This is a genomic window from Streptomyces tibetensis, from assembly GCF_007655005.1.
Taxonomy (GTDB): domain Bacteria; phylum Actinomycetota; class Actinomycetes; order Streptomycetales; family Streptomycetaceae; genus Streptomyces; species Streptomyces tibetensis.
The window spans coordinates 58,596-77,349 of sequence record NZ_SZVW01000018.1 but is presented as its reverse complement, the minus strand read 5'-3'; the positions used below and the strand labels follow the sequence as shown (position 1 = coordinate 77,349).

General features: G+C 71.3%; 16 protein-coding genes. 8 read left to right on the top strand and 8 right to left on the bottom strand.

What is annotated here, in order from left to right; genetic code table 11:
• Positions 1 to 80 precede the first annotated feature (80 nt).
• Entirely contained in the window at positions 81 to 1,778 is a 1,698-nt protein-coding gene (locus FDO69_RS28875) for a threonine/serine exporter family protein (RefSeq protein ID WP_104783503.1), read from the bottom strand.
• Positions 1,779 to 1,897: 119 nt separating this feature from the next.
• Positions 1,898 to 2,389, bottom strand: a complete 492-nt coding sequence (locus FDO69_RS28870; protein ID WP_007452023.1) for an inorganic diphosphatase — start codon at positions 2,387 to 2,389, stop codon at positions 1,898 to 1,900.
• Between the two features lie 79 nt (positions 2,390 to 2,468).
• Between FDO69_RS28870 and dacB the strand changes: the two genes are divergently transcribed.
• The 6 genes from dacB (at position 2,469) to folE (ending at position 10,216) form a co-directional block, all read left to right on the top strand.
• Positions 2,469 to 4,055 (top strand): D-alanyl-D-alanine carboxypeptidase/D-alanyl-D-alanine endopeptidase, encoded by a 1,587-nt coding sequence (gene dacB / locus FDO69_RS28865; protein ID WP_104783500.1) that lies wholly within the window; start codon positions 2,469 to 2,471, stop codon positions 4,053 to 4,055.
• 169 nt (positions 4,056 to 4,224) lie between these two features.
• On the top strand, positions 4,225 to 5,364 hold the full coding sequence (locus FDO69_RS28860) for a zinc-dependent metalloprotease (protein ID WP_104783497.1): 1,140 nt from the start codon (positions 4,225 to 4,227) through the stop codon (positions 5,362 to 5,364).
• Between the two features lie 197 nt (positions 5,365 to 5,561).
• Positions 5,562 to 6,635 carry a tRNA lysidine(34) synthetase TilS gene (gene tilS, locus FDO69_RS28855; protein ID WP_104783494.1) on the top strand — a complete coding sequence of 358 codons (1,074 nt, stop codon included), beginning with the start codon at positions 5,562 to 5,564 and terminating at the stop codon, positions 6,633 to 6,635.
• Positions 6,636 to 6,696: 61 nt separating this feature from the next.
• Positions 6,697 to 7,257 carry a hypoxanthine phosphoribosyltransferase gene (gene hpt / locus FDO69_RS28850; protein ID WP_053669745.1) on the top strand — a complete coding sequence of 187 codons (561 nt, stop codon included), beginning with the start codon at positions 6,697 to 6,699 and terminating at the stop codon, positions 7,255 to 7,257.
• 186 nt (positions 7,258 to 7,443) lie between these two features.
• Positions 7,444 to 9,483, top strand: a complete 2,040-nt coding sequence (gene ftsH / locus FDO69_RS28845; RefSeq protein ID WP_104783492.1) for an ATP-dependent zinc metalloprotease FtsH — start codon at positions 7,444 to 7,446, stop codon at positions 9,481 to 9,483.
• Between the two features lie 127 nt (positions 9,484 to 9,610).
• Positions 9,611 to 10,216, top strand: a complete 606-nt coding sequence (gene folE / locus FDO69_RS28840; RefSeq protein ID WP_104783490.1) for a GTP cyclohydrolase I FolE — start codon at positions 9,611 to 9,613, stop codon at positions 10,214 to 10,216.
• 349 nt (positions 10,217 to 10,565) lie between these two features.
• Here folE and FDO69_RS28835 read toward each other — a convergent pair whose 3' ends face one another.
• The 6 genes from FDO69_RS28835 to FDO69_RS28810 form a co-directional block, all read right to left on the bottom strand.
• Positions 10,566 to 11,054, bottom strand: coding sequence for a DUF3180 domain-containing protein (locus tag FDO69_RS28835; RefSeq protein ID WP_104783488.1), 489 nt, complete (start codon positions 11,052 to 11,054; stop codon positions 10,566 to 10,568).
• A 59-nt stretch (positions 11,055 to 11,113) separates the two neighbouring features.
• Positions 11,114 to 11,725: a 2-amino-4-hydroxy-6-hydroxymethyldihydropteridine diphosphokinase gene (folK, locus tag FDO69_RS28830; RefSeq protein WP_104783485.1), complete on the bottom strand. Its 612-nt coding sequence runs from the start codon at positions 11,723 to 11,725 to the stop codon at positions 11,114 to 11,116.
• Entirely contained in the window at positions 11,722 to 12,081 is a 360-nt protein-coding gene (folB, locus tag FDO69_RS28825; protein WP_104783482.1) for a dihydroneopterin aldolase, read from the bottom strand. The genes folK and folB overlap by 4 nt, the downstream gene beginning before the upstream one ends.
• A gap of 236 nt (positions 12,082 to 12,317) precedes the next feature.
• On the bottom strand, positions 12,318 to 12,824 hold the full coding sequence (locus FDO69_RS28820; RefSeq protein WP_104783480.1) for a nuclear transport factor 2 family protein: 507 nt from the start codon (positions 12,822 to 12,824) through the stop codon (positions 12,318 to 12,320).
• A complete protein-coding gene (gene folP / locus FDO69_RS28815) occupies positions 12,821 to 13,702 on the bottom strand; it encodes a dihydropteroate synthase (RefSeq protein WP_104783477.1) in 882 nt (293 codons plus the stop codon). Before folP ends, FDO69_RS28820 begins: the two co-directional genes overlap by 4 nt.
• A gap of 73 nt (positions 13,703 to 13,775) precedes the next feature.
• Positions 13,776 to 15,611, bottom strand: a complete 1,836-nt coding sequence (locus tag FDO69_RS28810) for a phosphatidylglycerol lysyltransferase domain-containing protein (protein WP_104783474.1) — start codon at positions 15,609 to 15,611, stop codon at positions 13,776 to 13,778.
• Between the two features lie 231 nt (positions 15,612 to 15,842).
• Between FDO69_RS28810 and FDO69_RS28805 the strand changes: the two genes are divergently transcribed.
• Both FDO69_RS28805 and FDO69_RS28800 read left to right on the top strand, forming a co-directional pair.
• Positions 15,843 to 16,961, top strand: a complete 1,119-nt coding sequence (locus FDO69_RS28805; RefSeq protein WP_104783471.1) for an alpha/beta hydrolase — start codon at positions 15,843 to 15,845, stop codon at positions 16,959 to 16,961.
• A 135-nt stretch (positions 16,962 to 17,096) separates the two neighbouring features.
• Positions 17,097 to 18,548: a hypothetical protein gene (locus tag FDO69_RS28800; protein ID WP_104783468.1), complete on the top strand. Its 1,452-nt coding sequence runs from the start codon at positions 17,097 to 17,099 to the stop codon at positions 18,546 to 18,548.
• The last annotated feature ends 206 nt before the right edge of the window (positions 18,549 to 18,754 follow it).

Below are 18,754 nucleotides of genomic sequence, written 5' to 3'. Positions count from 1 at the left end.
CCTGGGGGCGCGGGGAACTGCGCGAACACCCCCACCGGCCCGCGGCCGCCGACGCACCCCCAGCCCCGACCTCCTCGGCGCTAGAAACCCCTGGTGCGCTTGGCGGCCCGCCGCTTCTCCGCGGAGCCGATCCGCAGGAACATCCGGGAGATCTCGGACCCGAGGTTCACCCCGATGGCGATGGCCATGGCGAGCGCCACCGCCGCCGACAGCGACACCAGCCCTTCGTCCACCTTGTTCTGCGCGATCGCCAGCAGCCCGAAGTACGTCGCGGAACCCGGCAGCAGGGGCCCGATCGCCGCCGTCGTGTAGGGCAGGGCGGAGGCGAACTGGTACCGGGACAGCAACTGCCCGAACAGCCCCACGAGCCCCGCGGCGGCCGCCGTGGACGCCACCGGCGAGATGTTCCCGACGTAGTGCATCGCGCCGTACACGACCCACGCGACACCGCCGTTCAGCGTCACCCACATCACGGTGGATCGTTCCTGCTGGAGCAGCACCGCGAACGCCAGTGACAGCAGCATCGACGCGCCGATCATCATCAGCGGGTCGTCGGATGCCCCGAGCGCCTGGTCGGGGTTGAGCCGCGCGCCCAGCTGCACGCCGAAGTACAGCACCACCAGCACACCGGCGACGATGCCCACGAAGAAGTACAGAACCTCCAGCAGCCGTGCGGACGCGGTGATGTAGAAGCCGGTCAGACCGTCCTGCACACCCGCCACCAGCGCCCGCCCGGGCAGCAGCGCGAACAGCCCACCGGTGATGACGGCGGAGGCCTTCACGTCCACATGGCCGATCGTCAGCGCGACCCCGATCGCGGCCGGCGGCATTGCGGCGACCGTGAACTGGTAGAACTCCGGCAGCCCGCGCCCCGCGCACAGCCACGCCAGCCGGTCACCGAGCATCGCGCCCAGCGCCGCGGCGACGAACACGATCAGGTCGCCGCCCACGAGCACGGAGGCCGCACCGGCCAGCAGCCCGCTCGCCCCGGTCAGCGCCCAGCCGGGATAGGGGTGCCGGTTACGGCGGATCTCCGCCAGGCGCCGGTAGGCCTCCTCCAGGGAGACCGCCGTCTCGTCGTCACTGAGGTCGTCGACCAGCTGGTACACGGCCGCCAGCCGCGTGTAGTCCGTGCCCCGGCGGCGCACGGTCCGCGACGCCGTGACCGGGTCGTCGACCAGGGACGGCTGGTACGAGATCGCCAGCAGCGTGAAGGTGACGTTGGGCTCGCAGCGGTCCAGCCCGTACGACCGGCAGACGGCGAACATCGCCGCCTCCACGTCCTCGGCGCCCTCACCGCCCGCCAGCAGCAACTCGCCGATACGCAACGTCAGGTCGAGCACGCGGGGCACCGCGGGCCCGCTCTCGTCGGTGCCGCGCTGGCTCGTCTCCGGCGCCGGCCGCTCCGCCACCGGCATGCGCAGCATCGTGCGCATCCGGTCCTGCCAGGGCACGTCCTTGGTCAGGCTGACCACGGGAATGCCGCTCGGCGGCGTGAAGGCCGTCGGGGCGTGCTTCGAGCTGTATGTGCTCGGCGGGGTGAACGCCGACCCCTCCTGATCCACCGCAGGCGCCGCGTGGACGTCCAGTCCCTGCGGCACGGAGAACTCGGACGTCGTGTCGGACTCCGCACCGGCCGTTCTGTGCAGGGCCAGCCCCTCGGGGATCGCGAACTCCGACGTCGTCGACATGTCCCCGTCGATGCCGGTCCCGGCCGGCGGGACGAACGCACTCCTCGCCTCGTCCGACCTCGGTTTGCGGTCCTCCGCGTCCATCACTGCCTGGCGCTCCCTGTACGACACGTCAGCCTCGTACCCCCCACAGCCTCAGTATGCGCACAGACGGACGAACGGGCCGCACACGCAGGCATGCGGCCCGTCAGCATCAGAAGAGGAGGTCAGTGACCGCCCTGGTCCTTGAATCGCTTGTACGACCGCTCGATCTCGGCCTCGGCGTCGGTGCGGCCCACCCAGTCGGCACCCTCGACAGACTTGCCGGGCTCCAGGTCCTTGTAGACCTCGAAGAAGTGCTGGATCTCCAGGCGGTCGAACTCCGAGACGTGGTGGATGTCCCGCAGGTGCTCCACGCGCGGGTCCGTCGACGGCACGCACAGCAGCTTGTCGTCGCCGCCGGCCTCGTCCGTCATGCGGAACATGCCGATCGCCCGGCAGCGGATCAGGCAGCCCGGGAACGTCGGCTCGTCGAGGATGACCAGCGCGTCCAGCGGGTCGCCGTCCTCGCCGAGGGTGTTCTCGACGAAGCCGTAGTCGGTCGGGTAGGCGGTCGAGGTGAAGAGTCGCCGGTCCAGGCGGATACGACCGGTCTCGTGGTCCACCTCGTACTTGTTGCGCGAACCCTTCGGAATCTCGATCGTGACGTCGAACTCCACCGGTGGCTCCTCCATGATCAACACATAGTTCTGGTGGTTAAGTGTCCCTCACGCAGGTGTGTGATCGCGAAAGGGGCTGGTGGTCGTGCCAGAGCTGAGGCCTTGGCGGGCCGCGAAACCGCACGTGGTGCGGCTCGCGGATGCCGTACGACCGCGCCTGGCCCGGGCCGCGGCAGCCACGAAACCACAGCTCGCGCGGCTCGCACGAGCCGGGAAACCGCAGGTCGCGAAGGTCGCGCGGCCGAAGACCTGGCAGTACACCGCGGGCGCCGCCACCGTCGGACTCGCACTGACCGCCGGTGTGGTGACCGCCGCCGGCCCCTGGGACTCCTCGGGTCAGCGTACGGCCGAGCGGGACCGGGCAGTGGCCCTGGGCCGCGCGGGTGGCACAGATCACGGCAGCGCCCCCGGCGCACCCGGCCGGACCCGGCCCGCCCCCAGCGCCGGACCCGTGCTGACCGGCCTCGGCGGCGTCAGCACCGTGAAGTCCGCCCCGGACGGCAAGGCCCTCGCGGACGCCCTGCGCCCCCTGCTCAGGGACCCGGCCCTCGGCCCCCGGCCCGCCGCGGCGGTCATGGACGTGACCACCGGACGGCGCCTGTTCGGCTCCGGCGCGGGCACCGGGCTCACCCCGGCCTCCACGACGAAGATCGCCACGGCTGTCGCCGCGCTGTCCGCGATGGGCCCCGACCACCGCCTCACCACCCGCGCCGCACTGGAGCCCGACACGAAGGAAGTCGTCCTGGTCGGGGGCGGCGACCCCACCCTCACCGCCCGGGAGAACGCCGCAGGCCCGGCGAGCCTGCGCACCCTGGCCGCCCGGACGGCCGCCGCGCTCGCCGACCGGGGGGTGCGCGAGGTGACCCTCTCCTACGACACGACCCTCTACGTGGGCGACGAAAAACACCCGATCGGGGACAACCCCAACCTCGCACTCGTCAGCCCCCTGATGGCCGACGAAGGCCGCACGAACGGCTCGGCGAGCGGCCCGGTCGAGCGCGTGAAGGACCCGGCGGCGGACGCGGCCCGCCGGTTCGGGAAGCTCCTGATGTCGTACGGCATCACCACCACGGCCCCCGGCCCCTCCAAGGCCACGACCCGCGCCGAGACCCTCGCGGCGGTCTCCTCGCCCCCGCTCTCCGCGCTCGTCGAGCGCATGCTGACCAACAGCGACAACGACATCGCCGAGGCCCTCGCCCGCCAGACGGCGATCGCCACGGGCGAACGGGCCGACTTCGCCGGAGCCGGCCAGGCCATCGGCTCCCGGTTGCGGGAGCTCGGCCTCCCCCTGGAAGGAGCCGCCTTCAAGGACGGCAGCGGCCTCGACCGCGCCGACCGGCTGACCCCCGACCTCCTCACCGCGCTGCTCGCGAAGGCGGCCGACCCCTCCCACCCGGAGCTGCGCCCGGCCCTCACCGGCCTCCCCGTCGCCGGCTTCACCGGCACCCTGGCCACCCGCTACAGCGACGGAGCGTCCGGCGTCGTCCGCGCCAAGACCGGCACCCTCTCCGGCGTCCACACCCTCGCGGGCACCCTGGTCGACGAGGACGGCCGCCTGCTGGCCTTCGCGTTCATGGCCTCCGGCACGGACCCCGGCAGGCCGACAGCGTCCCAGCAGGCCCTGGACCGGATCGCGACGGCCCTGGCGGCGTGCGGCTGCGGGTGACGGACGTGCCCGACGGCCCTGGCGGCGTGCGGCTGTGGGTGACGGACGGAGCCGGCCAGGTGCGCCGCGGCCGCCCGCGCCTGGCACCGGAGCCGGCGACGTGCCCGCCGGCGGGGCTCCGCCCGTCGCCGCCCTGCCCCAGCGGGCGGCCCTCACGTACGGTTGACGCATGACGAGCATCGGTGGTGCTTCAACCGGCATGGTCGACTGGAATCTCGCGGTCGCGACCGCGACCCGGCTCGTACGGCCGGGCCCCGAGGTCAGTCGCGACGAGGCGAGGGCCGTCGTCGCGGAGCTGCGCCGGCATGCCAAGGCCTCGGAGGTACACGTCCGGGAATTCACCCGTCTGGGCACCGAGGAGGGGCATGACACCCCGGTCCTCGTCGTCGACCGGCCGGGCTGGATCCGGGCGAACGTCGCCGGGTTCCGGGAGATCCTGCGGCCCCTGCTCGACAAGATGCAGGAACGGCGCGGCACCACCACCGGCGGTGCGGTCATGAGCGCCGTCGGCGGCAAGGTCACCGGCGTCGAACTCGGCATGCTGCTGTCCTTCCTGGCCTCCCGGGTCCTCGGCCAGTACGAGACCTTCGCCCCCGCCACCGGCGACCTCCCCTCCGGCGGTTCCCCCGGCGCACCGGGTGGCGGCAGGCTCCTGCTCGTCGCCCCGAACATCGTCCACGTGGAGCGCGAACTCGACGTCGACCCGCACGACTTCCGGCTCTGGGTCTGCCTGCACGAGGAGACGCACCGCACCCAGTTCACCGCCGTGCCCTGGCTGCGGGACCACCTGGAGGGTGAAGTCCAGTCGTTCCTCCAGGAGACCGACGTCGACCCCATGACCGTCCTGGAACGCGTCCGGGAAGCCGCTCAGAGCCTCGCCGGGGGCCGTCCCGAGGCCGAGGAGGACGACGGCGGCCGCTCCCTCGTCGAGATCGTCCAGACCCCCGCCCAGCGCGAGATCCTCGGCCGCCTCACGGCTGTGATGTCCCTGTTGGAGGGGCACGCCGACTTCGTGATGGACGGCGTCGGCCCGGACGTCGTACCGAGCGTCGGGGAGATCCGCGAGAAGTTCCAGCAGCGCCGCGCCAAGGGGGCCTCCCGCCTGGACCTGGCCCTGCGCAAGCTGCTCGGCCTGGACGCCAAGCTCCGCCAGTACCGGGACGGCGAACGCTTCGTGCGGGCCGTCGTCGACGAGGTCGGCATGGACGGCTTCAACCGCGTGTGGACCTCGCCCAACACCCTCCCCACCAAGTCGGAGATCGCCAAACCGGCGGACTGGGTCGCGCGGGTGCACCGCAGGGCCGAGTAGTGAACTTCGCGGGGAAGGTCGTGAAGGGAAACCGGCGGACGGCAGGCGAACGCCCCTCCAATCACCCGTCCGAGGGACCGTGAGGCAGGGGTAGGCGTGCAATGCTCGGGGAACGGCCCGGTTCTGTCACCATCTACACACTCTGCGTGACCGGCACGCGGGCTCACCCCCCGAAAACTTCATGAAGGGAACCGGACATGGGTCCCCATCCTGCGGTCGCGGCGATACGCCTGGCGGTCCGCCGCGTCCTCCACGACCTCCTCACCGAACACCACCGCGCCCCCGTCGCGGTCCCGCACGCCTCCCCGCACGAGCCCTCACGCTCTCGGCCGCGCTCGAGCAGGGACGTACCCCCGTCCCCGCCGCTCGTGCTCGTGGCGTGCTCCGGCGGCGCCGACTCGATGGCCCTGGCCTCCGCCCTCGCCTTCGAGGCCCCCAAGCTGGGCATCAGAGCCGGCGGCGTCACCGTCGACCACGGCCTCCAGACCGGCTCCGACCTGCGCGCCGCGGAGGTCGTCCAGCGTCTGCGCGAACTCGGCCTCGACCCGGTCGACTCCGTCGCCGTCACCGTCGGCCGCGCCGGTGGACCCGAGGCCGCCGCCCGCGACGCCCGCTACTGTGCACTGGACACCGCGGCCGAACGCCACGGCGCCACCGCGGTCCTGCTCGGCCACACCCGCGACGACCAGGCCGAAACCGTCCTGCTCGGTCTCGCCCGGGGCTCCGGCATCCGCTCTCTGTCCGGAATGGCCGCGGTCTCGGGGGCCGGCGGCCGTTACCGGCGTCCCTTCCTGGAACTCGACCGGCAGACCGCCCGCAAGGCCTGCATGGTCCAGTCCCTGCCCGTCTGGGACGACCCCCACAACGCCGACCCGGCCTACACCCGCTCCCGGCTCCGCCACGAGGGCCTGCCCGCCCTGGAGAAGGCCCTCGGCAAGGGCGTCGTCGAGGCCCTCGCCCGTACGGCCCAGCTCTCCCGCGACGACGCCGACGCCCTGGACTCCTGGGCCGGCCAGGCCGAGCCCACCGTCCGCGACGCCGCCGGGTTCCTGGAGTGCGCCAAGCTCTACGCCCTGCCGCCCGCCGTACGCCGCCGCATCCTGCGCCGGGCCGCCATCGCGGCCGGTGCGCCCGCCGGCTCGCTGTTCGCCCGCCACATCGAGGAAGTCGACCGCCTGATCACCGGCTGGCGCGGTCAGGGAGCCATCAACCTCCCCGGCAAGGTCGTGGCCCGGCGGCAGGGTGGCAGACTGGTGATTCGGCAAGGCTGAACAGCGACCCCTCCCCGCAGCCGGCGGAGGGGCCGATCGGCCGGTGGGACGACCGAAAGTGATGCGGGTGGACGCGAAAGACATGGGTGCCGACCTCGAGAAGGTGCTCATCACCAAGGAAGAGATCGACGCCAAGCTGGCCGAGCTGGCAGCGAAGATCGACGCGGAGTACGCGGGCAAGGACCTGCTGATCGTCGGAGTCCTCAAGGGCGCGGTGATGGTCATGGCCGACCTCGCGCGGGCGCTGTCCACCCCCGTCACCATGGACTGGATGGCCGTATCCTCGTACGGGGCGGGCACCCAGTCCTCCGGTGTGGTGCGGATCCTCAAGGACCTCGACACCGACATCAAGGGCAGGCACGTCCTGATCGTCGAGGACATCATCGACTCCGGTCTGACCCTGTCCTGGCTGCTCTCCAACCTCGGCTCGCGCGAGCCCGCCTCCCTCAAGGTGTGCACGCTGCTGCGCAAGCCCGAGGCCGCGAAGGTCGCCATCGACGTGGAGTGGGTCGGCTTCGACATCCCCAACGAATTCGTCGTGGGCTACGGACTCGACTACGCCGAGAAGTACCGCAACCTCCCGTTCGTCGGTACGCTCGCGCCCCACGTGTACGGCGGCTGAGAACCCGGCCGCAGTGCCGTCACGGTGATCGGGAACCCCAGCGGGCCTCCCGCCGTTGGAGCAGGCGTAGGCGGATCGCCAGCCGTCCCACGCGGCTTCAGGTGACAATGCTGGGGTACCGTCCGAAGAACAGTCTTTATCAAACTCACTATGGCAGGAGGGACGGGGCGGCACCGCTCCGTATGGATGGACGTGAAGCGATACTTCCGTGGGCCGGTCATGTGGATCGTGCTGGCCGTCCTTGCCGTGGTCGTGTTGATGCAGGTCGTCGGCTCGTCCGGCGGCTACAAGACGGTGGACACCGGCCAGGTCGTCCAGGCGATCAACCAGAACAAGGTCGAGTCGGCCAAGCTGACCACCGGTGACGAGCAGACCATCAAGGCCACGCTCAAAGACGGTGTGAAGGTCCAAGGCAGCTCGAAGATCCAGGCGAGCTACATCGGCGACCAGGGCGTCGACATCGCCAACACGCTGCAGAACAAGTACCAGGACAAGCAGATCCCGGACGGCTACACCGTTTCGCCGTCCAAGCAGAACCCGTTCGTCGGCATCCTGCTCTCCCTGCTGCCCTTCGTGCTGATCGTGGTCGTGTTCCTGTTCCTGATGAATCAGATGCAGGGCGGCGGCTCCCGGGTCATGAACTTCGGGAAGTCCAAGGCGAAGCTCATCACCAAGGACACCCCCAAGACCACCTTCTCCGACGTCGCCGGGTCCGACGAGGCCGTCGAGGAGCTCCACGAGATCAAGGAGTTCCTCCAGGAGCCGGCCAAGTTCCAGGCCGTCGGCGCCAAGATCCCCAAGGGCGTCCTGCTCTACGGGCCCCCCGGCACCGGCAAGACCCTGCTCGCGCGCGCCGTCGCGGGCGAGGCGGGCGTCCCCTTCTACTCGATCTCCGGTTCCGACTTCGTCGAGATGTTCGTCGGTGTCGGTGCCTCCCGAGTCCGTGACCTGTTCGAGCAGGCCAAGGCGAATGCCCCGGCGATCGTCTTCGTCGACGAGATCGACGCGGTCGGCCGCCACCGCGGCGCTGGCCTCGGCGGCGGTCACGACGAGCGCGAGCAGACCCTGAACCAGCTCCTCGTCGAGATGGACGGCTTCGACGTCAAGGGCGGCGTGATCCTCATCGCCGCGACGAACCGGCCCGACATCCTCGACCCGGCGCTGCTGCGCCCCGGCCGCTTCGACCGGCAGATCGCCGTCGATCGCCCGGACATGCAGGGCCGTCTGGAGATCCTCAAGGTTCACCAGAAGGGCAAGCCGGTCGCGCCCGACGTCGACCTGTCGGCCATGGCCCGCCGTACGCCCGGCATGACGGGTGCCGATCTGGCCAACGTGTTGAACGAGGCCGCTCTGCTGACGGCCCGCAGCGACAAGAAGCTGATCGACAACCACATGCTGGACGAGGCGATTGACCGTGTGGTCGCGGGCCCGCAGAAGCGGACCCGGATCATGTCGGACAAGGAGAAGAAGATCACCGCGTACCACGAGGGCGGTCACGCCCTGGTCGCGGCGGCCTCGCCGAACTCCGATCCCGTCCACAAGATCACGATCCTGTCGAGAGGCCGTGCCCTCGGCTACACGATGGTGCTGCCGGAGGAGGACAAGTACTCGACCACGCGCAACGAGATGCTGGACCAGCTGGCCTACATGCTGGGCGGCCGCGCGGCCGAGGAGCTCGTCTTCCACGACCCGACCACGGGTGCCGCCAACGACATCGAGAAGGCCACGGGCCTGGCCCGCGCGATGGTCACGCAGTACGGCATGACCGAGCGTCTCGGCGCGATCAAGTTCGGTGGCGACAACACCGAGCCCTTCCTCGGCCGTGAGATGTCTCACCAGCGCGACTACTCGGAAGAGGTCGCCGCGCTCGTGGACGAAGAGGTCAAGAAGCTCATCGAGACGGCGCACAACGAGGCCTGGGAGATCCTGGTCGAGAACCGCGACGTCCTCGACAACCTCGTGCTGCAGCTGCTGGAGAAGGAGACGCTGGGCAAGGAGCAGATCGCCGAGATCTTCGCTCCCATCGTCAAGCGCCCGCCCAGGCCCGCCTGGACCGGCTCCTCCCGTCGTACGCCCTCCACCCGTCCGCCGGTCCTCTCCCCCAAGGAGCTGGCCCTGACGAACGGTGCGAACGGCGCGACGCCGGCCATCTCCACCGCGAAGAGCACCGCGGTGGAGCCCGCCCCGGCGCCCGAGCGGACCCCGGAGGACCGCCCCGAGAGCTGACCTGAGCTCTCCCGGCGGCCCACTGCCCCGGAATGGATGCCGCGCCCCCCAGGTTTTAGCCTGGGGGGCGCGGCTTTTCGCCATTTGTGCAGGCCGCCCCGTGAAGGACACAGGAACGAGGCAGCAGATGACCGACCCCGTGGTGCTGGACGGCGACGGCCGGATCGGCGAGTTCGACGAGAAGCGCGCCGAGAACGCCGTGCGCGAACTCCTGATCGCGGTCGGCGAGGACCCGGACCGCGAGGGCCTCCGCGAGACGCCGGCGCGGGTGGCGCGGGCGTACAAGGAGATATTCGCGGGGTTGTGGCAGCAGCCGGAGGACGTACTGACGACGACGTTCGACCTCGGGCATGACGAGATGGTGCTCGTGAAGGACATCGAAGTATTGAGCTCCTGTGAACATCACCTCGTACCGTTTGTCGGCGTTGCGCACGTTGGCTACATTCCGTCCGCCGAAGGCAAGATCACAGGCTTGTCGAAGCTGGCTCGCCTCGTGGACGTCTATGCCCGGCGCCCGCAGGTGCAGGAGCGGCTCACCACGCAGATCGCCGACTCCCTGATGTCGATCCTGGAGCCGCGTGGCGTGATCGTCGTCGTCGAGTGCGAGCACATGTGCATGTCGATGCGCGGGGTCCGCAAGCCGGGCGCAAAAACGATCACCTCGGCGGTCCGGGGCCAGCTTCGTGATCCGGCGACCCGTAATGAGGCCATGAGCCTGATCATGGCGCGATAGCCCGATTGTCAGTGGTACCCGAGATCGTCCCTGATCAGTGTGGTTGTGCACAGATCAGGGGGAGCGAGTGAGCTACGGGTTGCCGAGCAGGCAGACGGTGAACGCCGTGGGTGGTCGCCTGCGGGCGCGCGATGTACACGTATGACGTTCACGGTGGCGCCGGATCACATGCTGGGAACGCCCGACGGCTGGGTGCATGCACGTGATTCCGAGGGGACCGACAGCGACCATTGGGCTGGCTGCTCGGCTGGAACCGGTGACACGGCCCTCCGGCTGTCTCCAGCGGGATGTCCCCGGCTTCCTCGTCAACGGGCATCTCGCTCGTCAGCCCTGGTGGGTGCCAACGGCCTCAGACCGTCGGTGCCACGCCCGTGCCGTCGTTCTCGTCGTCCTCGGGGAGCTTGCAGACGCGTTCCAGGAAGATGGCGGCCGCTATGACGCCGATGCCCGCGACGACCGAGAGGCCGGCGTAGATGGCCTGGTCGCGGCGGGCCGGGATGTCGAGGGATTCCAGGAGGAAGACACCGGTGCCGCCGTACATGCCGGAGACGAGGGCGGCGACCAGGGCGCTGGCGTGGCCGAAGACGACCGCGCGGGCCGCCATGAGGGGATCGACGCCCTTCGCCTCGGGGCGGCGCTCGCGCTGGGCCTTGAGCCGGGCGCGGATGGAGAGCGCCGTGGCCAGCAGGACCACGGCGATCACGGCCAGGACGATGGGGGCGGCCAGCGGGACGCTCGGGAGCGTGCCGACCGAGCTCCACAGGCGGGCACCCGCCCAGGACAGGACTCCGGCCACGACGAAGACGCCGGCCAGCACCCGGATACGCAGCTCTCTCACGGTGTCCCTTCGGTTCCCCCGGCTTCCGGCCCGGTTCGCGGCCGTCTTGACCTTAACGGCTACTCGGGCAGCCGGAGTTCCAGGTCCTGGCGGGGCGCGACCCCGGCCCGGGTGACGGCGTCGAGGAAACCGGCGACGGGACCGAGGCCGGGCAGCTGCGCCTCGGGGTCCAGGTCGTGCCAGGGAGCCAGGACGAACGCGCGCTCGTGGGCGCGCGGGTGGGGGAGCGTGAGCTGCGGGTCGTCGGAGACGACATCGGCGTAGGAGACGATGTCGACGTCGAGGGTGCGGGGGCCCCAGTGCTCGTCCCGGACGCGGTGGAAGGCCTCCTCGACCGCGTGCGCGCGCTCCAGGAGTGAGGACGGCGGGAGGGTGGTCTTGAGGACCACGACGGCGTTGAAGTAGGCGGGCTGGCTGCCGGGGTCCACGCCCCAGGGCTCGGTCTCGTAGACCGGGGAGACGCCCTTGACGCGGACGCCGGGCGTGTCCTCCAGGGCGTCGATGGCTCCCTGGAGGGTCTCCAGGCGGTTGCCGAGGTTGGAGCCGAGGGCGACCACGGCCCGTTTGGGGTTGGACAGGGTCGTGTCGGCGGCGTCGACCTTCTCGACGACGGAGGCGGGCACCGGCTGTACGGTCGGGTCGGTCGGACCCTTGATGAAGGGCGCGGTCATACTCGGCTCCGGGTGATGGTGACGGTCACGTCGTCGAAGGGGACGGTGATCGGGGCGTCCGGCTTGTGGACGCAGACCTCGACCTCCTGTACCTCCTCGTGCTTCAGACAGGCCTGGGCGATGCGCTCGGCGAGCGTCTCGACGAGGTCGACGGGCTCGCCCTGGACGACGGCCACGACCTCCTCCGCCACGATGCCGTAATGCACGGTCTTCGCCAGGTCGTCGTCGGCCGCGGCCGGTCGGGTGTCCAGGCCGAGGACGAGGTCCACGATGAAGGTCTGGCCCTCCGCGCGTTCCTCGGGGAACACGCCGTGGTGCCCGCGGGCCTTCAGGCCGCGCAGCGCGACACGATCCACGCGAATCACTCCTGCAATCGTCGGTCAGGGCCGGTCGGTGCCGTGTGCGGTCGGCACACCGGCCTCGGTCGAATCTACCTGCGCGCACGGGCGGTCCCGGGTCACGGGGTGGGGGCCGCGCCCGGGCCCGGCAGGGTTCATCCAGCGTTTCCCCTGGGGAACCCGTCGGTGCGCAGGTTGGTAGCCGCCCCTACCCGGGCGTAGGTGATTCCAACCACTTCCTGGCGCGTACCCACTCAGGCGGGGGTGTCGTCCTGCTCGTCCTCCTCTGTTTCCGCCAGGACGGGGGAAGCGTGGTGCGACCAGATCTTCCACCCCTGAGGCGTGCGCCGGAACACGTTGGTGGCGACCACGAGCTGTCCGACGAGCGGGCCGAGCTCCTCGCCGGCGCCTTCGGGGGCGGGGCCGCCGCTGAGGATGTTCTCGGTGCAGTTGACCAGGGCGGTGTCGCCGGTGACGGAGACGTGCACGTCGGTCAGGAAGAACTGGATGTAGTCGGTGTTCGCCATGATCAGCGCGTACGACCGGAGGACCTCGCCGCGGCCGGTGAGGACGGGCCAGCCGGGGTGGACGCAGGAGACCACGCCGGTGTCGGCCGGGTCGTGGTACGTCTCGTCGACGCCCAGGTCGGAGGGGGTCAGCCAGAGCGACGCCAGTTCCTCGAAGTCGCCCTGTTCCAGTGCCTCGTAGAAGGCGGTGTTGGCGGCCTCGACCTGTTCGACGTCGGTGTGCGGGGCGCTCACCGGGTTCCTTCTGCGCCGGTGCGTGCTCCTGCGACGGCGCGGGCGACCCGTACGGCGTCCGCGGTGGCGCGCACCTCGTGGACGCGGACCGCCCATGCGCCGGCGTGCGCCGCGAGCGCGGAGACGGCCGCGGTGGCCGCGTCGCGTTCGCGTGCGGGCGGCGGGGGGCCGTCGGGGCCGGCGAGGACCCGGCCGAGGAAGCGTTTGCGGGAGGCGGCGACGAGCAGCGGGTGGCCGAGGGCGAGGACCCGGTCGAGGCCCGCGAGGAGGGCGAGGTCGTGCTCGGCGTCCTTGGAGAAGCCGAGGCCGGGGTCGACGATGACGCGGTCGGGGGCGATGCCGCCGGCCAGGACGGCCTCCACGCGCGCGTGCAGTTCGTCGACGACCTCGGTGACGACGTCGGCGTACTCGCCCCTGACGTTGCCGCCCTGGAGGAAGCCGCGCCAGTGCATGACGACGAAGGGGGCGCCCGCGTCGGCGACGGCCGGGATCATGCGGGGGTCGGCGAGGCCGCCGCTGACGTCGTTGACGAGGGCGGCACCGGACGCGATGGCCCGTTCGGCGACGGAGGCGCGCATGGTGTCGACGGAGACCGTGACGCCCTCGGAGGCCAGGCCGCGGACGACGGGGATGACGCGCCGCAGTTCCTCGTCCTCGTCGACCCGGGTGGCGCCGGGGCGGGTGGACTCGCCGCCGACGTCGACCAGGTCCGCGCCTTCGGTGACCAGGTCGAGGCCGCGTTTGACGGCGGCCGTGGTGTCGAAGAAGCGGCCGCCGTCGGAGAAGGAGTCGGGGGTGACGTTCACGACTCCCATGACCGCGCAGCGGTCCCATTCGGGTAGGCCCGCCACGCGCCCGCGTCCGCTCTGGTTGCTCATATGTTCAGCGTAGGCCCCGGCGGGGGCCGTCCGGCGCTGCGGCCCGTGCGACGGCCTCGGTCGGGGGGCGGGGTCATGCCGCCCGGACGTCGCGTTCGGCCGTGGTGGCGTGGGCGCAGGGGCGGGGCGTGGCCAGGCGCCGGCGGCGCAGGAAACGCGGCAGGGGGAGGGCGAGGTTGACGAAGCCCTCGGCCTGCATGGCGGCGAAGCCGATCCGGGGCAGGTCGGCGGGGGCCCGGTAGACGACGAAGCGCGGTTCCCAACGCGGCTGGAACTTGGCGTTGAACTTGTAGAGGGACTCGATCTGGAACCAGCGGGAGAGGAAGACCAGCAGTCCGCGCCAGGCGCGCAGCACCGGGCCGGCGCCGATCTTCTCGCCGCGGGCCAGTGCCGCGCGGAACATGGCGAAGTTGAGGGAGACGCGAGTGATGCCGAACCTGGGTGCTGCCTGGAGGGCGGCGACGATGAGCAGTTCGTTCATGCCGGGGTCGGCCGAGCGGTCGCGGCGCATCAGGTCCAGGGAGGCGCCGTCGGTGCCCCACGGCACGAAGTGCAGGATCGCCTTCAGATCGCCGTAGGGGCCCGGGTGGTCGTCCTGTTTGTGGGCGGTGGCGATGAGGCAGTCGCCGTCGGCGGGGTCGCCGACGCGGCCGAGCGCCATGGAGAAGCCGCGTTCGGTGTCGGTGCCGCGCCAGTCTTCGGCGGCCTGGCGGATGCGCTCCAGTTCGGCGTCGCCGAGGTCACGGACACGTCGTACCCGGGTTTCGTAACCGGCGCGCTCGATGCGCTTGACCATCTGGCGCACGTTGCGCATCGCGCGGCCGGCGAGGGAGAAATCCGCGACATCCACCACCGCCTCGTCGCCCAGTTCGAGGGCGTCGAGCCCGGTCTCGCGGGTCCACACCTCGCCGCCGGTCTCGGAGCAGCCCATGACGGCGGGGGTCCAGGAGTGGGCCCTGGCCTCGTCCATGAACCGTTCGATGGCGCCGGGCCAGGCCTCGACGTCGCCGATCGGGTCGCCGCTGGCGAGCATCACGCCGGAGACGACGCGGTAGGTGACGGCGGCCTTGCCGCTGGGGGAGAAGACGACGGCCTTGTCGCGGCGCAGGGCGAAGTGGCCGAGGGAGTCGCGGCGTCCGTGCTTGTCGAGCAGGGCGCGCAGCGCGGCCTCGTCCTCCGCGGTGAGTCGTGCGGCCGGGTGCTCGGGGCGGAAGGCCAGGTAGATGGTGGTGACGGCGGTGAGCAGGCCGAGGGCGCCGAGGGAGAAGGCGACGGTCCAGGAGGTGTCGCCCCGGTAGCCGACCGGGCCTTCGAAGCCGAACAGGCCGTAGATGACGTGGGTGATGCGGTCGGCGAGGCTGGGGTCGCCGATGATGCGCCCGCTGTGGACGCTGACGACGAGCAGTCCGAGCGCGAGCGAACCGGCGCTCATGAGCACGAAGTTGGCGAGGGCCTTCCAGCGGCTGCGCGGGTCGGGCAGGGCGTTGAACTGGTCGCGGTGGCGCAGCAGGGGCGCCAGCAGTACCAGGGAGATCAGCACGCCCACGAGCGAGTGCCGGTAGGTGAACTGGGCGACGGCACCGGCGGGCAGGAGCGCCACCGCGGCCCGCCAGGCCCTGCGCTTGGCGCGCTTGAGGCCGTGGGCGAGCAGCAGCAACAGCACGCCGGTGCTGAGGGACAGGGCGGCCGCGAACGGGCCGAGCGCGCCCGGCAGGACCTCGGCGATGGCGTGCATCCTGCTGTGCCGGAAGCGGGGGAAGACGCCCGCGGCGATGTCCAGGACGCCCACCAGGGCGCAGGCTCTGCCGACGAGGACGGGGACGGCCTCGGGGCGTGGCCCGCGCGGTATCCGGCTCAACCGGCCCGGACGGGCCGCATCGCTGCTGCGACGCGGAACCTCGCCCGACATTTCCTCATCTGTCCTGACAGACATCGCATCCCGTAGTTCTGCGAGAGACCTTGGATCCGGTGCCGATTCGGGCATCCGGCGACATTGCGCCCTCTAGGACGGTGTCTCGGGGAGAGAGGTTCACTCCCCATGTCAAAGCCGTTTCAAAGGCCGAGGAAAGTCCGGGACAAGCCCTTGCGCAGATGTGGGGGGTACGGGCCCGGACGGAGAGCGCGGACAGGTGACCGACCCATGGGTCTGACGAGCGACGAGGTGCTGGCGCTGGCCGTGCTGTCTGCCGTGCTGCTGTTCGCCGGCACGGTCTGGCTGTGGCCACGGCTGGCCCGGCGCGGCCTGCGGGCCGTGAGCGGGCGGGTCGCACTGCTGCTGGGCACCCAGGTGGCGCTGTTCGCCGCGGTGGGCCTGGCCGCCAACCAGTCCTTCGGGTTCTACGCGAGCTGGGCGGACCTGTTCGGGCAGGAGAAGGACCAGGGCGTGGTCGTCGACCACCTGCCGGACGGGGGCCCGTTGAAGGTGGTCGACTCCCGCCGGGTGCCGGGGGCGGGCGGTGCGCTGCCACAGGCCGGCGGCCGGATCCAGCGGGTCGACATCGTGGGCCGTACGACGCACATCGCCTCGCCGGCGTACGTCTATCTGCCGCCGGAGTACTTCCAGCCCCGGTACCGCACTCACAGGTTTCCCACCGCCGTCGTGCTGACGGGTTATCCGGGCACGGCGTCGGCGCTGGTGGAGAAGCTCCGCTATCCGAGTACGGCTCTGGAACTGGCCCGGGCGGGCAGGGCGAAGCCGATGATCCTCGTGATGCTGCGGCCCACGGTGGCGCCGCCCCGGGACACGGAGTGCGTCGACATCCCGGGTGGTCCGCAGACCGAGTCGTTCTTCGCGAAGGATCTCCCCGACGCGTTGCGCACGCACTACAGGGTGGCCGAAAAGCCGGGCGGTCTGGGCATCATCGGCAACTCCACGGGGGGTTACTGTGCGTTGAAGATCGCCCTGCACCATCCCGGTGTGTACGCCGCCGGGGCCGGCCTGTCGGCTTACTACAAGGCGCCGATCGACGCCACGACAGGCGATCTCTTCCAGGGCGACAAGGCGCTGCGCAATCGCGCGGACCTGCGGTGGTACCTCGCCCACGAGCCGGCTCCCGATACGTCCCTGCTGGTCAGCAGCAGCAAACAGGGAGAGACCAACTACAAGGACACGCTGAGGTTCATCGAGCGGGTCGAGGGCACCGGGCGGACGCGGATCTCGTCGATCATCCTCGAAAGCGGCGGACACAACTTCAACACCTGGCGGCGCGAGATTCCGGCGGCCCTGGAGTGGATGAGCGGGCGGCTGATCGGACCCTGAAAATGATCTTGGGAATTGGGTGAGCGATCGATTCCGGTTGTTCCCGAGTTCTGAAGTGGTGTGAACGTTTCGGTACGGCTTTGTTTTTGCGGGGCGGGTCACCATGATTCGCCTACGCGCGGTAAGTTTCTGGCCATGCCACGTGGACGTCACCGCCATTCCCCGCCCCTGCACAGGATGCTGCCCCCGTCGGCGATCGCAGGCGTCTCCCTCGTCTGCGCCCTGGGGCCCTGGGTGTTCACGGAGCCGATGGTGCTCCGCGGTCTGGCCGCCGCCGCGGCGGCGACGGCGGTCATCGGCGCGGTCGTGCTGCGCCGTTGGGACACCCAGGCGGGCAAGCGCGTCGCCGACCTCACGCGCGCGCGGGCGAGCGACGAGTGGCGCTTCGAGGAACGCGTGGCCGAACTGGAGGCCGACCTCGAGGAGTCGCGTGAGCTGCGCGGGAAGCTGGAGCAGCGGCTGCGCGCCAAGCGCACGGAGCTGGCCGGTCTGCGCAACGAGCACGCCGCGCTGCTGCGCCGGTACGCCACGGCGGAGGCGGAACGCGCGAGCGTCCTGGAGGATCGCCGGGTCCTCGAGATAGAGGCGACGGCTCCGGTTCGGGCCGCGCTGCCGGCGGGGGCGTCCGACGCGGTGGAGGCTTCGCCGGAGCCGGACGAGGCGCCTGCCGCTCTCGGTGCCGAGGAGCAGCCCGCACATCCCGCCGTGTTCTCGCCGGAGGGCACCCGGCTGTTCCTGCGGGCCGCGGCCGCACTCGCCCGGTTCGACGGTGAGACGGTTCCGGACCCGGACGGCGGCGGCGACGGTGATGGTGACGGCGTGCCGAGGGGCGAGGACGAGGACAAGGGAGAGGGCGAGGGCGAGGGCGAGGGCGAGGGCACGGAGGCCGCGCAGGAGGCGAAGCGGGAGCAGGCGGAGCAGGCGGAGCAGCGGGAGCAGGCGCGCGAGGACGAGGCGCAGGAGCGGTCCGAGGCGGCCGACGGCCACGAGCGCGCAGCCGCCGAAACGGCCGTTCCGGCGGCCGGGGTTTCCGCGAAGGGCGGCGGGGCTTCCGTGCCGGCCGCTAAGGCTTCCGCGGAGGCCGGCGAGACCGAGACCGGGCAACTTCCGCAAGCCGCACGGCCCGAGCAGTCGGTCCGCGCCGAACAGCCCGTCGGCACCGAGCAGTCCGCCCGGGCCGAACAACCCGTCGGCACCGAGCAGTCCGCCCGGGCCGAACAACCCGTCAGCCCGGAGCAGTCCGCCCGGCCCGAGCAGCCCGGGGGGCGGCTCTCCGGGCACTACACCGTTCCGACCGCCGTGGCCGTCCCGCCGCAGTCGCCGGTGCGGCGTCCGCCGACCGGGGGCGGGTTCGACTTCTTCGGCACGAAGGCCGGTACGTCCCCGGCGGCCCTGGAAGCCGTGCAGAACGAGGACCTCGCCGATGTCGTCGGCCAGGAGGCGCTCGCCCTGCACAAGGCCGAGACCGAGGCCCGCTACAAGCCGGCCGACGAGGAGTCGCGCGGCATCGGCCAGGTCATCGACCTGACGGCGCACGACGAGACCGAGCAGATCGACGTACAGGGACTGCGCAGCGCGGTCTCCTGAGGCCTGTGGTGACGAAGGGCCCCTCGGCTGCGGCCGGGGGGCCTTCGCTGTTTCCCGCGGTCACGCCACCTGGCCTTTCCCGCGGTCACGCCACCTGGCTTTTCCCGCGGTCACGCCACCTGGCTTTTCCCGCGGTCACGCCACCCGGCTATCCCCGCGTCACGCCATCCAGCTCCTCCCAGGGTCGCCCCATCCAGCTCCTGCGA